Origin of the sequence: Enterococcus sp. 4G2_DIV0659, from assembly GCF_002140715.2 — a bacterium.
GTDB lineage: Bacteria > Bacillota > Bacilli > Lactobacillales > Enterococcaceae > Enterococcus_L > Enterococcus_L mansonii.
Genome location: NZ_NGLE02000001.1, coordinates 550,476 through 563,751, shown reverse-complemented (window position 1 = coordinate 563,751; position 13,276 = coordinate 550,476). Strand labels below are relative to the sequence as shown.

Below are 13,276 nucleotides of genomic sequence, written 5' to 3'. Positions count from 1 at the left end.
TTGTTTAAGTGTTCTAGTTTTGTATCGATTTTTATTCAGCTGCGACGATCTTCCAGTCCTCAGCAAATACATCGCAAGGCGTTGGTGAAAACATGCTATATCCTTCGTCAGATGTTTTAATTAAAAAATAAGGGGTTACTTGGAGAAATGTACCATCTGAGGTTCCGATTTCATCTCTACGTTCAATATATAACTCAAAACCGCTCCAGCCTTCTCTTACAGCTTTTGCCCCTTTTTTGATATGAGGTAATACTTCTTCAAATGTCATCTACTTGCTCCTTTTTTGTGATTGGTAATTCATGATAAGAACATTCGCCTTCTTCAACTGTTACTTGTCCATTTAACAGTTCTACGATTTCAGCCATGAACTCCTCTGATTTTGGTTCATCAACAAGGCAAATAACAGCCACATGCTCTCCGTAAATCGTGTCTTTTAGAGTGTAAGGCTTATTTTCCATAAAATTTTGAAGACTGCCTAAGTTGGGATAGCTGATCGTTAAGCGAAGTTCTTGCTGCAATTTCCCTTCAACTAAACCGATCTTGGTTAATGCATGGGAAACGGCATGGCTATATGCACGAATCAGCCCGCCTGCTCCTAATTTAGTTCCGCCAAAATAACGCGTAACAACGGCTACAACATTGATTAGTTCTTGCTTTTTTAAAACCTCCAACATAGGCACACCAGCTGTTCCACTAGGTTCTCCATCGTCACTGCTACGCTGGATATCACTTTTTTCACCAATCACAAAAGCACTACAATTATGGTTGGCTTTCCAATGTTCCTTTTTCTTTTGAGTAATAAATTCTTTGGCTTCCTCTTCTGAATACACTCGTTTAAGAGAACAGATGAAACGCGATTTTTTTATCTCGATTTCACTTTCTCCATCAGAGCGAATGGTAAAATAACTTTCAAGCATTAGCTCAGTCCTTTACAACATAATACGTTAAGTATAAAAAAAATAAAGACGAGAAGCAACAGTTCCCTTTAAAAATAGATGAGAGACCTTCATTCATTTGCTTCTGACTACTTTTATGAGATAATGATTAAATAGAAAACTCGTTTTAGTGGAAATCGATTTTTTCAAGCGAAGTTGTTAGAAAAGGAGTGAATGATTTGGCAAAAGAGCGTCAAAAGAAATATGATAGCGTTACCCATTATTTAGCAACTAATGGTGGATCACAAGTAACTCTAACATTTACCCAGTTTGACGAGTTGCTTTTTCCTCAATCAGGACTTCCCAAGACGGCACAAACGGATATCGATTGGTGGGCAAATGATTATAAGCATCCAGAAAAAGGTGCGTATGGTTGGCTTAATGCAGGGTATCAAGTGGTGCAAGTCAATCTTGATAAAGAATATGTCGTATTTAATAAATTACTAAAATCAAGTTGGCTTTTTGATGCTAAAAAATAACGATAGATCAAAAGTGGGAAGCGTTGACAAAACTTTGCTTGTTCCTATATTATGAGTAAATAGAAGACAAAAACAAACTATTTTAAATTAGCAGGAAAAGGAGATGAGAAAATGGCTAAAAAAACCATTATGCTTGTATGTTCTGCAGGAATGAGTACAAGTTTACTAGTGACAAAAATGCAAAAAGCAGCAGATGCACAAGGATTTGATGCAGATATATTTGCCGTTTCCGCTTCTGATGCGGATAACCATTTAGAAAGTAAACCTGTAGACGTACTATTATTAGGACCTCAAGTTCGTTTTATGAAAAGCGATTTTGAGAAGCGTTTAGAACCAAAAGGAATTCCTCTAGAAGTTATCAACATGGCCGATTATGGCATGATGAATGGGGAAAAAGTTTTACAACAAGCATTGAATTTAATTGAACATAATTAAAAAAAGAAGAGGTTAGGATATGACTAGTAGAGTGATGTCTTGGCCTCTTCTTTTTATCTCCCCACTCTTAATATTTATGCATTTAGAAAAAATAGTAAACAGAAAATGCGTAGTTTAATTATGGAGGGAGAAAAATGCAAGAATTATGGGGAAGAAAAGTCTTAAAAAAAGAACTAATTGATAGCAAACGAGTCGACCAAGAAAGTCTAAGATTACCAACGATGAAAGAGGTAAACGGAAAAAAAATACAATGTTTACGCTGTGGACAGATTCATTTAAAAAGCACTGTACGATTAGCCAGCCGTGGTTATTATTGTCCAGAGTGTATCCAATTAGGAAGAGTGGACACTGGGCAGGACTTTTATTATTTACCAGAACCAGAACCTGTCAAAAGAAGTGTTCATTTTGCGTGGGAGGGAAAATTAACTACAGGACAGCAACGAGTATCCGATGAGTTAGTTGCTTCTGTGAAAAAAGCAGAATCTAGAATGATTTGGGCTGTTACAGGTGCTGGAAAGACTGAGATGTTATTTAAAAGTATTCATTACTCTTTAGAATGTGGTTACCGAGTTGCTGTTGCTTCACCTAGAGTAGATGTCTGTTTAGAACTTTTTCCAAGAATAAGAGCAGTTTTTCCAGATGAGCCGACGCTTCTTCTTCACGGAAAAATGGAAGAAAGTTACTCCTACACTAAATTATTAGTTTGTACGACGCATCAATTATTACGTTTTTATCAAGCCTTTGATGTGTTGATTATTGATGAGGTAGATGCCTTTCCATTTGTTGATAATCCATTACTACAATTTGGAGTACGACAAGCAATCAAGAAAAAAAATTCGCTGATTTATCTAACCGCAACTCCAACGGATGAACTAACTAAAAAGACAGAACAAAAAGAACTAGAGACTAGTATTTTACCAGCACGTTATCATAGAAGGATTTTGCCCGTACCTAAAGTGAAGTGGTGTTATCGTTGGCAAGAAAAAATCAAGAAAGGTAAAAGTCCTAAAGCTTTAGAAATGACAATTCGCATGCTTGTAACTAGGAATGACGTATTAATATTTTGTCCTAGTATTTCGTTGATGGATCAGCTGAAAATGGCTATAGAAAGGAAATTTCCAGAAATATCGATGGATTGTGTCCATTCACAAGATTCAGAACGTCTTGAAAAAGTGTTAAAGATGAGAAATAAAGAATATCGAATTCTTATCACATCGACTATTTTAGAGCGTGGTGTAACATTTGATGGTGTTTCTGTCATTGTTTTAGGTGCTAATCATGATGTTTTTTTAACGTCTGCGCTTGTTCAAATTGCAGGGAGAGTGGATCGCAGAAAAGAATATACGGCAGGAGAGGTCTGGTTTTTACATGATGGTTGTACAAACGCCATGAAAGAAGCAATTAAGCAGATTAAAAAAATGAATGCTTTAGGACAAGAACAGGGATTAATTGATGAGATGTAATTACTGTAGTCAAACAATCAATAGAAATCTAAGCATTAAAGAAATCCTTCTACCTAAAAAAATTTTATCAGAACAATTATGTTCACGATGTATCGGAAAATTTCAATTACTGAAGAAAAAAGGAGCTTGTCAAGGGTGTCAACGTCAGACACAAAAACAGTATTGTAGCGATTGTGTAAGGTGGCAACAATTGTATCCAAACTATCATTTTCATCACGAGGCTCTTTTTTCATACAATCAAGCGATGCAGGAATGGTTTGAAGAATACAAATTTAGAGGGAATTACAGACTTAGATATAGTTTTGTTTCATTTTTACAGGCATACTTTAAGCAAAAAAAGCGTTTTATAGTGATTCCAATGCCAATTTCAAAAGAGCGCATGAATGTCAGGGGTTTCAATCAAGTGGAAGGGTTACTTAAGGCAGCGCAAATTCCATATCAACCGTACCTTAACCGTATCGTTGATAGCGTATCTCAAGTACAAAAAACAAGAAAGGAACGACTAACTCTATTGCAGCCTTTTGAGCTGACCACACAAGGACAAGAAGCAGTCTTAAATAAAGAAGTCTTGCTAGTAGATGATATTTATACAACAGGACGGACGATCTTTCATGGAGCACAGGTTATTCTAGAAAATAAACCAGCTAAACTGTATACGTTTTCTATTGCTCGGTAAAAGAATGATTAAAATGCAAAATTGGTCGCAATATTGTTGGCAAAAAGTAAATAGTTCGTTATAATAGATTTAAGAAGAAGGATAACAGAGTGGTCCTTTTATTCCTTCTTTAGTGTCAGACGAAAGGGGTAATTGTTATGTTTAGATATAATGTGCGTGGAGAAAACATCGAAGTTACTGAGGCTATCAGAGATTACGTAGAGAAAAAAGTTGGTAAACTAGAACGCTATTTTAGTGATTCACCTGAAGCAACGGTTCATGTGAACTTAAAAGTATATACTGAAAAAACAGCAAAAGTTGAGGTTACCATTCCTCTGCCATATTTAGTTTTACGTGCTGAAGAAACTTCACCTGATTTATATGCAAGTGTTGATTTAGTTGTAGACAAATTAGAACGTCAAATTAGAAAATTCAAAACAAAAATCAACCGTAAATCTCGTGAAACAGGGATGAATACTGCAAAAGCAGCTATTTTCTTAAATGGTGAAGAAACACCAGATGAAACGCCAGAATTAGACATTGTTCGTACCAAACGTCTTTCATTAAAACCAATGGATAGTGAAGAAGCTGTACTGCAAATGAACATGTTAGGACACAACTTCTTTATTTTTGAAGATTCAGAAACAAATGGAACAAGCATTGTATACCGTCGTAAAGATGGAAAATACGGCTTGATTGAAACAGATTAATAGACAAAATAAATAAGCAATTTCCTGATTTAACTAATCCTAGTAGAAAATTTAGGAGCGGTTTGTTCTGGTTATTCAATTTTAAGAGACTGAACAAGACATTATCTGTTTTGTCACAGTCTCTTTTGTTATTTTAGGTCTATATACATAAAAAAATAAATAATATCTTGTTAATATTAAGAGAAGTTATTTCCTTTCTTCGCAACTAGTGATAAAATGGAAAGGATGATTGTGCATTTAGTGCAAAAATAAATAGAGTTTACTGAAAGGAACACTTAAAAACATGGCAAATTTTTTGAAAAAGATAATTGAAAACGATAAAAAGGAATTGAAACGCTTGGATGGTATTGCCACTCAAGTAGAAAGTCATGCTTCAGCAATGGCTGCTTTAAACGACGAAGAATTACGTGGAAAAACAGATGAATTCAAAGCTCGTTATAAAAAAGGCGAAACATTAGATCAGTTATTACCAGAAGCTTTTGCGGTTGTACGGGAAGCAGCGAAACGTGTATTGGGATTATACCCTTATCACGTTCAATTGATGGGTGGTATCGTCTTACATGACGGGAATATCCCTGAAATGAGAACAGGTGAAGGTAAGACATTGACTGCGACAATGCCTGTTTATTTAAATGCCTTGACTGGTGAAGGTGTACACGTAGTAACAGTTAATGAATATTTAGCAACTCGTGACTCAGATGAGATGGGTGAATTGTATAACTTCTTAGGTTTGACAGTTGGTTTGAACATTAACTCAAAAACATCAGAAGAAAAACGAGACGCTTATAATTGCGATATCACATATAGTACAAATAATGAATTAGGATTTGATTATTTACGTGACAACATGGTTGTTTACCGTAACCAAATGGTACAACGCCCATTGAACTATGCAATCGTGGATGAGGTCGATTCTATTTTGATCGATGAAGCTCGTACACCGTTGATTATTTCAGGTCAAGCCGAAAAATCAACAGCATTATATACGCGTACGGATAATTTTGTTAAGCGCCTAAAAGAAGAAGAAGATTATAAAATTGATGTTCAGTCTAAAACAATTAGTTTAACAGAAGCTGGCATCGAAAAAGCAGAAGAAAACTTCGGCTTAGATAATCTATATGATATTGAAAATACTGCGTTGACCCATCATATGGATCAAGCATTACGTGCGAATTTCATCATGCTTCGTGATATTGATTATGTTGTTCAAGAAGGAAAAGTTCTGATCGTTGACCAATTTACTGGTCGTATTATGGATGGACGTCGTTATTCAGATGGTTTACATCAAGCGATTGAAGCCAAAGAAGGCGTAGAAATCGAAGACGAAACAAAAACAATGGCGACAATTACATTCCAAAACTATTTCCGTATGTACAAAAAATTAGCTGGGATGACTGGTACTGCCAAAACAGAAGAAGAAGAATTCCGTGAAATCTATAATATCCAAGTATTCCAAATTCCAACGAACCGTCCGATCATTCGTGATGACCGTGCTGATTTACTTTATCCAACCTTACAAAGTAAATTTAAAGCCGTTGTTCAAGACATTAAAGAACGTTACCATAATGGTCAACCAGTCTTAGTTGGGACAGTGGCTGTTGAGACTTCGGAGTTATTGTCAGAATTACTAAATAAAGAAAAAGTGCCGCATGAAGTATTAAATGCGAAAAATCACTTCAAAGAAGCAGAAATCATCATGAACGCTGGTCAAAAAGGAGCAGTAACGATTGCTACCAACATGGCTGGTCGTGGTACAGATATCAAGCTTGGTCTTGGTGTAATCGAACTTGGTGGTTTAGCCGTAATCGGTACTGAACGCCATGAGTCTCGCCGTATTGATAACCAATTACGTGGACGTGCTGGGCGTCAAGGAGATCCAGGGGTTTCACAATTTTATCTATCACTTGAAGATGACTTAATGAAACGTTTCGGTTCAGAAAGAATCAAAGCTTTCTTGGATCGCATGAACATTGAAGAATCAGATGCGGTAATCCAAAGCAAAATGCTAAGTAAACAAGTTGAATCTGCACAAAAACGTGTGGAAGGAAATAACTATGATACACGTAAAAACGTCTTACAGTATGATGATGTCATGCGTGAACAGCGTGAAGTAATTTACGCGCAACGCCAAGAAATTATCATGGAAGAAACAGAATTGACTGAAACACTATTGAATATGGTTAAACGTACGATTACTCGTGTTGTAGAAAGCCATACACAATTAGAAAAAGAAAATTGGAACCTTGAAGGCATCGTTGATTTTGCAGCTTCAACATTAGTTCATGAAGATACAATTTCTAAATCAGATATCGAAGGTAAAACGCCAGAAGAAATCAAGGCATACTTGGTATCACGTGCTCAAGAAGTTTATGATACTAAAGTAGAACAATTAAATGGTCCAGAACAAGTTCTTGAATTCCAAAAAGTTGTTATTCTTCGTGTTGTAGATACTAAATGGACAGATCATATTGATGCAATGGATCAATTACGTCAATCTGTTGGTCTACGTGCATATGGACAAAATAATCCATTAGTTGAATATCAAACAGAAGGCTACAACATGTTTGAAGAAATGATAGGAGCAATTGAATACGAAGTCACTCGTTTATTCATGAAATCAGAAATTCGTCAAAATGTTCAACGTGAACAAGTAGCACAAGGGCAAGCGAGTCATCCGTCAGATGAAGAGGAAAGCACTAGTGAAAAACAAAAACCAATTCATGTTGATGAAAAAATCGGTCGTAACGACCCTTGTCCATGTGGCAGCGGTAAGAAATACAAAAACTGCCACGGCAAAGATTTGTAATATTAACTAGGGTGAGGCGTTCGTCTCACCTTCGTTTATTGTGCAACAAGGAAACAAACCTGAAAGGAAGAAAATATCATGGAAAATGCTGAAATCCGAACTATTTTAGATGAGATGAATCAATCAATCACAAGCTTCAGGGGGTCTCTTTGACTTAGATCAACTAGAAGAAGATATCGCTGAAGCGGAAAACAGAATGGCAGAACCTGGTTTTTGGGACAATTCAGAAACGGCACAACAATTAATTAATGAAACGAATGTTCATAAAGAAAAGTTTCAACAGTTTCATCAATTTGCTGATGAATTAGAAGAGTTGGAAATCATGAGTGATATGCAGCAGGAAGAATTTGATTCAGATACACAAATCGAATTAGAAGAACGTTTATTAACGTTAAAAGAAAAACTAAGTGTTTATGAGCTTTCTTTGTTGTTAAATGACCCTTATGACAAAAACAATGTAATCATGGAACTTCATCCAGGTGCTGGCGGTACCGAATCTCAAGATTGGGGCAGCATGCTTCTTAGAATGTATACTCGCTGGGCTGAAAGTCATGGTTTCCAAGTAGAAACATTAGATTACCAGGCTGGAGACGAAGCTGGTATCAAAAGTGTTACGCTGTTGATTAAAGGATATAATGCATATGGCTATTTGAAATCTGAAAAAGGCGTTCACCGTTTAGTGCGTATTTCTCCATTTGATTCGGCTAAACGTCGACACACATCCTTTTGTTCGGTAGATATTATGCCTGAATTGGATGAAAATGTTGAAATTGATATCAACACAGATGATTTGAAAGTAGATACCTATCGTGCTAGTGGAGCTGGTGGACAACATATCAATAAAACTGAGTCAGCGGTTCGTATCACTCATATTCCAACGGGTACAGTAGTTGCCAGTCAAGCACAACGTTCTCAATTAAAAAATAGAGAGCAAGCCATGGGGATGCTAAAAGCCAAATTGTATCAACTTGAAATGGACAAAAAGGCACAAGAAGCAGCGTCATTACGTGGAGAACAATTAGAGATTGGTTGGGGTTCGCAAATTCGTTCGTATGTGTTCCATCCTTATTCCATGGTTAAAGACCACCGAACGAACTATGAAACAGGAAATGTGCAGGCAGTGATGGACGGAGATATCGATGGCTTCATTGATGCTTACTTAAAGAAACAATTAAATTAGGTAATTCATAAAAATGAAACAAAATTGTAAACTGTTGAAAGAGCCTTGAAACAAAGTCATGTTATAATGATTGATAGTCTAGAAAACAGAGATGGAGAGAATACGCCATGATTGAAATGAAAGATGTAATGAAAAAGTATTCGAATGGTACGACAGCTATTCGTAATATTTCAGTGGAAATAAAACAAGGTGAGTTTGTTTACGTTGTTGGACCTTCTGGAGCAGGAAAATCAACCTTTATAAAATTAATGTATCGTGAAGAAAAAGCAACAAAAGGTCGCTTGAAAGTGGCTAGTCATGACTTAATGAAAATTAAAAATTCTGAAGTTCCTTACCTTAGAAGAGAAATTGGAATTGTCTTTCAAGATTACAAACTATTGACGAAAAAAACAGTTTATGAGAATGTGGCCTATGCTATGCAAGTTATTGGCCGTAAACCAAGAGAAATTAAGAAAAGAGTAATGGAAGTTCTTGATCTTGTTGGTCTAAAACATAAAGTCCGTGTATTCCCGAGCGAACTATCTGGTGGGGAGCAACAACGTGTTTCAATTGCTCGTGCAATCGTAAATACACCAAAAGTACTAATTGCTGATGAACCAACAGGTAACCTTGATCCCGAAAATTCATGGGAAATCATGAAACTTTTAGACCGGATCAATGCCCAAGGTACGACTGTTGTAATGGCCACACATAACAGCACGATTGTAAACACGATCCGTCATCGCGTAATCGCCATCGAAAACGGCCGGATTATTCGAGACCAAGCGGAAGGAGACTATGGCTACGATGATTAGAACGTTCTTTTCTCACGTCCTAGAAAGTATCAAAAGTTTAAAACGTAACGGATGGATGACCATTGCGTCTGCCAGCGCTGTTACTATTACTTTAGTCCTTGTTGGGATTTTTATGGCAGTAATTTTTAACGCAACAAAATTAGCAAAAGATATAGAAGAAAACGTTACAGTTTCTGTGTTTGTCGATATTGGTACGACGCCAGATGAAATGCAAAAACTAGAAAAAGATTTAAACAAAATCGATAACGTTGAAACAATTTCATATTCAAACAAAGATAAACAATTAAAGAAAATTCAAAAACAAATGGGAGAAGCTTGGAACTTATTCGAAGGTGATAGTAACCCATTATATGACGTATACTATGTCAGCGCTAAAGAACCATCAGATACGAAAAAAATCTCAGAAAAAGCAGCAAAACTGCCTAATGTATTTAAAGCAGATTATGGTGGTGTTTCTTCAGACAAGATTTTCAGTATTGCATCCAAAGTTAGAACTTGGGGGCTAGGTGCAGCAATTTTACTATTGTTTGTCGCAGTATTCTTAATCTCAAATACGATTCGTATCACGATTATTTCTCGTCAAAGAGAAATTCAAATTATGCGTTTAGTTGGTGCAAAAAATGGCTATATTCGTTGGCCATTCTTCATTGAAGGAGCTTGGATTGGTTTGATTGGAGCAATCATCCCAATAGTAGTATTGACCTTTGGTTACCAAAAATTCTACACGTTATTTAATCCACAATTACTAAGCTCAAATTATTCATTATTAAAACCAGAATCATTTGTTTGGCAAATTGATTTGTTAATGGTAGTGGTTGGTATGACAATTGGTTCTCTTGGATCAATTATCTCAATGCGCCGTTTCTTAAAAATTTAACGAGGGAAAAGCAGACATATTGGTCTGCTTTTTCTTTACTTATTTTCGTAAGTTCGTTATGCTTTAAAAGGAGAATAATGGGAAGCGATTGGGGTGAATAAATGAAATTTTTATACGATAATCTATTTGTTATTATTTTTATTGCGAATATGTTGCTATCATTGATTATTGTTTTTAGAGAACGAAAACAAACTGCACAAACATGGTCATGGTTGCTTGTATTGATGTTTATTCCTGTTTTGGGATTTATCCTTTATATTTTCTTAGGACGAGGCATATCAAAAGACAAAATCTTTGATATGAAAATGCAAGCAAAAATTGGAATGAATGCTGAAATAGAATTTGAGAAGCAATCTTTACTAAGAGGATTATTTCCGCATCCGCCAACCGGAGAAGTAGATTCTAAACAGTTGATTTATATGCTGACAATCTTTGAAAGTTCGTTGTATACAACGAATAACGAAATCCATCTGTATACGGATGGACGAGAAAAATTTGACGATTTGATTGAAGATATTCGCCAAGCAAAAGACCATGTTCATATGGAATATTACATTTATCGAGGGGATACTTTAGGAAAAGAAATTCGTAAAGAGTTGATTGATGCCGTTAAAAGAGGGGTAAATGTTCGCTTGTTATTGGATGCTTGGGGTTCGACGCAAGTAAATATGAAATTTTTTGAAGAACTAAAAAGACATGGTGGAGAAATTGCTTTTTTCTTTCCTTTATTTGTCCCCTACTTAAATCCACGAATCAATTACCGAAATCATCGTAAAATCGTCGTGATTGACGGTAAAATTGGTTACACTGGCGGCTTTAATGTAGGTAATGAATATTTGGGTGAAGTCAAAAAATTTGGTTATTGGCGTGATAATCACATACGGATTCATGGTGAAGCGGTTTATAGTTTACAAAATCGATTTTTAATGGATTGGAATTCTCAACATCGAAAAGAGTTAAGCTATGAAGAAACGTTTTTTCCTCCAATTTATTCAAATGGGAAAAAAGCTGTTCAGATTGTAACTAGTGGTCCTGATTCGGAACTTGAACAAATTAAGATGACCTATTTAAAAATGATTTCGATTGCAAAAAAAGAAATTTTGATACAAACACCCTATTATATACCCGATGCTTCTATTCATGAAGCGTTAAAATTAGCTTTGTTATCTGGTGTAAACGTTCGATTGCAAATTCCCAATAAACCAGATCATATGTTGGTTTATTGGGCTACCTATTCGTTTTCCGCTGAATTATTAGAATATGGTGCAATCGTTGAAACTTATGAACACGGGTTTATTCATGCAAAAACAATGATTATTGATGGTGGGATTGTTTCCGTAGGTTCAGCGAATATTGATGTTCGTTCATTCCGTTTGGATTTTGAAGTCAATACGATTATTTACGATCAAGCATTTTCAAAAGAGGTAAGACAAGCTTTTTATGAAGATTCCAAAGTATCTGAACTCTTAACAAAAGAAAAGTATCAAAATCGAGGTGTATTGATTAAATTAAAAGAGGGATTAGCACGTTTGATTTCTCCATTGTTGTAATTTTTATGAATAAACCTATAATCAAAATAGCATAAACTAATATTTTTTGGGGTCTGGAACATAACGTTACAAGTTATATTTCAGACCCCAAAAACCCGAATAAAAGGTGAAAAAAAGGCAACTACTACGCTGTACTTCGATCACATCAACTTCTAAGTGTTAAAATATTAAGAGTTGAAGGCTTCGCAAATGAACTGAAATTCACAAAAATTTGAAAGTAATTTTCGTGAATGCTCTCTTATTGCTATAAAACACAACAAGGTGCGAGTTGATGTTGTGCAGTACTTACTCGTTTCTGGACGCTAAATACTTTTGTCTCGTCTTTTTTTATTTTCAAATCTGTATGTTGTTATTTTATTCAAAAAAACAAGAAGAGTTATCAACTTATAATTTTCAACTGAAAAAGTTAATGTTAAAATGAATTGATTGAATTGAGTTTGGAGGATTATCAGATCAATGAAAAAGAAAATGCTATTATTTATTAGTTTAATTGGAGTACTGACGTTATCTGGCTGTGCCAAGTGGATCGATCGAGGTGAATCGATTACAGCAGTCGGCTCATCAGCACTGCAGCCCTTAGTTGAAACAGCCGCAGAAGAATACCAGAATCAACATCCTGGACGCTTTATCAATGTGCAAGGGGGCGGAAGTGGCACAGGGTTGAGCCAAGTTCAATCTGGAGCGGTTGATATTGGAAATTCAGATTTATTTGCAGAGGAAAAAAAAGGAATTGATGCATCGAAACTAACAGATCATAAAGTGGCTGTTGTTGGCATTACCCCTATTGTAAATAAGAATATTGGCATATCAGATATCTCATTGGAGAACCTTAGAAAAATCTTTTTAGGTGAAATAAAAAACTGGAAAGATGTTGGCGGAAAAGATATCCCTATTGTTTTATTGAATCGCGCAGCTGGAAGTGGCACACGTGCAACCTTTGAACGCTGGGTACTAGATGGTAAAACAGCGATTCAAGCACAGGAACAAGATTCAAGCGGAATGGTTCGTTCTATTGTTGCAGATACTCCTGGAGCGATCAGTTATACAGCTTTTTCTTATGTAAACAATGAAGTTAGCACCTTAAGTATTGATGGCGTAAAACCAACAGATAAAAATGTCACAATCAACAAATGGACAATTTGGTCCTATGAACATATGTATACATTTGGAACACCAAAACAACTGACAGAAGAATTTTTAGCATTTATGTTATCAGAGGATGTTCAGGAAAAAATCATTGGTCAATTGGGCTACATCCCAGTTTCAAAAATGAAAGTAGAAAGAGATTGGCAAGGAAATATCATTAAATAATTCGCCTTTACACAAAATTTACAAACTTAACATAAGATTTACATGTTATTAAACGCAAATTTATGTTCAAAAGTTACACTG

The 13,276-nt window shown here is 35.7% G+C and carries 13 protein-coding genes; 11 read left to right on the top strand and 2 right to left on the bottom strand.

Annotated features, from left to right (window positions below; all coding sequences use genetic code 11):
- Positions 1-31: 31 nt before the first annotated feature.
- Together A5880_RS02645 and A5880_RS02640 are read right to left on the bottom strand one after the other, a co-directional pair.
- Positions 32-268 carry a DUF2829 domain-containing protein gene (locus A5880_RS02645; protein ID WP_086331663.1) on the bottom strand — a complete coding sequence of 79 codons (237 nt, stop codon included), beginning with the start codon at positions 266-268 and terminating at the stop codon, positions 32-34.
- Positions 258-917, bottom strand: a complete 660-nt coding sequence (locus tag A5880_RS02640; protein ID WP_086331662.1) for a YigZ family protein — start codon at positions 915-917, stop codon at positions 258-260. The genes A5880_RS02645 and A5880_RS02640 overlap by 11 nt, the downstream gene beginning before the upstream one ends.
- 197 nt (positions 918-1,114) lie before the next feature.
- Here A5880_RS02640 and A5880_RS02635 point away from each other — a divergent pair, with 197 nt between their 5' ends.
- The 11 genes from A5880_RS02635 (at position 1,115) to A5880_RS02585 (ending at position 13,195) form a co-directional block, all read left to right on the top strand.
- Positions 1,115-1,414 carry a DUF7662 domain-containing protein gene (locus A5880_RS02635; protein WP_086331661.1) on the top strand — a complete coding sequence of 100 codons (300 nt, stop codon included), beginning with the start codon at positions 1,115-1,117 and terminating at the stop codon, positions 1,412-1,414.
- Between the two features lie 111 nt (positions 1,415-1,525).
- Positions 1,526-1,849 carry a PTS sugar transporter subunit IIB gene (locus A5880_RS02630; protein WP_086331660.1) on the top strand — a complete coding sequence of 108 codons (324 nt, stop codon included), beginning with the start codon at positions 1,526-1,528 and terminating at the stop codon, positions 1,847-1,849.
- 134 nt (positions 1,850-1,983) lie between these two features.
- Positions 1,984-3,312 carry an ATP-dependent helicase ComFA gene (locus tag A5880_RS02625; protein ID WP_086331659.1) on the top strand — a complete coding sequence of 443 codons (1,329 nt, stop codon included), beginning with the start codon at positions 1,984-1,986 and terminating at the stop codon, positions 3,310-3,312.
- Entirely contained in the window at positions 3,302-3,988 is a 687-nt protein-coding gene (locus tag A5880_RS02620) for a ComF family protein (RefSeq protein WP_086331658.1), read from the top strand. The genes A5880_RS02625 and A5880_RS02620 overlap by 11 nt, the downstream gene beginning before the upstream one ends.
- 137 nt (positions 3,989-4,125) lie before the next feature.
- Complete coding sequence (hpf, locus tag A5880_RS02615) at positions 4,126-4,677, top strand: ribosome hibernation-promoting factor, HPF/YfiA family (protein WP_010760772.1); 552 nt, start codon at positions 4,126-4,128, stop codon at positions 4,675-4,677.
- 283 nt (positions 4,678-4,960) lie between these two features.
- A complete protein-coding gene (gene secA / locus A5880_RS02610) occupies positions 4,961-7,483 on the top strand; it encodes a preprotein translocase subunit SecA (RefSeq protein WP_086331657.1) in 2,523 nt (840 codons plus the stop codon).
- A 78-nt stretch (positions 7,484-7,561) separates the two neighbouring features.
- Positions 7,562-8,663 (top strand): peptide chain release factor 2 gene (gene prfB / locus A5880_RS02605; protein ID WP_143353669.1). Its coding sequence is split into 2 segments (ribosomal slippage): positions 7,562-7,633 and positions 7,635-8,663, totalling 1,101 coding nucleotides; the frame shifts between segments, so codons are not numbered across the junction.
- Between the two features lie 107 nt (positions 8,664-8,770).
- Complete coding sequence (gene ftsE, locus A5880_RS02600) at positions 8,771-9,457, top strand: cell division ATP-binding protein FtsE (RefSeq protein ID WP_086331655.1); 687 nt, start codon at positions 8,771-8,773, stop codon at positions 9,455-9,457.
- On the top strand, positions 9,450-10,334 hold the full coding sequence (gene ftsX, locus A5880_RS02595) for a permease-like cell division protein FtsX (protein ID WP_086331654.1): 885 nt from the start codon (positions 9,450-9,452) through the stop codon (positions 10,332-10,334). Before ftsE ends, ftsX begins: the two co-directional genes overlap by 8 nt.
- 101 nt (positions 10,335-10,435) lie before the next feature.
- On the top strand, positions 10,436-11,884 hold the full coding sequence (cls, locus tag A5880_RS02590; protein ID WP_086331653.1) for a cardiolipin synthase: 1,449 nt from the start codon (positions 10,436-10,438) through the stop codon (positions 11,882-11,884).
- A 456-nt stretch (positions 11,885-12,340) separates the two neighbouring features.
- The gene (locus A5880_RS02585) at positions 12,341-13,195 is read left to right on the top strand and encodes a phosphate ABC transporter substrate-binding protein PstS (protein WP_086331652.1); all 855 of its coding nucleotides are present in this window, start codon (positions 12,341-12,343) and stop codon (positions 13,193-13,195) included.
- The last annotated feature ends 81 nt before the right edge of the window (positions 13,196-13,276 follow it).

Excerpts from the sequence above, each read along its gene's own strand:
- A5880_RS02625 (WP_086331659.1), top strand. The coding sequence starts at position 1,984 with ATGCAAGAATTATGGGGAAGAAAAGTCTTAAAAAAAGAACTAATTGAT.
- hpf (WP_010760772.1), top strand. The coding sequence starts at position 4,126 with ATGTTTAGATATAATGTGCGTGGAGAAAACATCGAAGTTACTGAGGCT.
- A5880_RS02620 (WP_086331658.1), top strand. The coding sequence starts at position 3,302 with ATGAGATGTAATTACTGTAGTCAAACAATCAATAGAAATCTAAGCATT.
- secA (WP_086331657.1), top strand. The coding sequence starts at position 4,961 with ATGGCAAATTTTTTGAAAAAGATAATTGAAAACGATAAAAAGGAATTG.
- A5880_RS02585 (WP_086331652.1), top strand. The coding sequence starts at position 12,341 with ATGAAAAAGAAAATGCTATTATTTATTAGTTTAATTGGAGTACTGACG.
- ftsE (WP_086331655.1), top strand. The coding sequence starts at position 8,771 with ATGATTGAAATGAAAGATGTAATGAAAAAGTATTCGAATGGTACGACA.
- cls (WP_086331653.1), top strand. The coding sequence starts at position 10,436 with ATGAAATTTTTATACGATAATCTATTTGTTATTATTTTTATTGCGAAT.
- A5880_RS02640 (WP_086331662.1), bottom strand. The coding sequence starts at position 917 with ATGCTTGAAAGTTATTTTACCATTCGCTCTGATGGAGAAAGTGAAATC.
- A5880_RS02630 (WP_086331660.1), top strand. The coding sequence starts at position 1,526 with ATGGCTAAAAAAACCATTATGCTTGTATGTTCTGCAGGAATGAGTACA.
- ftsX (WP_086331654.1), top strand. The coding sequence starts at position 9,450 with ATGATTAGAACGTTCTTTTCTCACGTCCTAGAAAGTATCAAAAGTTTA.
- A5880_RS02645 (WP_086331663.1), bottom strand. The coding sequence starts at position 268 with ATGACATTTGAAGAAGTATTACCTCATATCAAAAAAGGGGCAAAAGCT.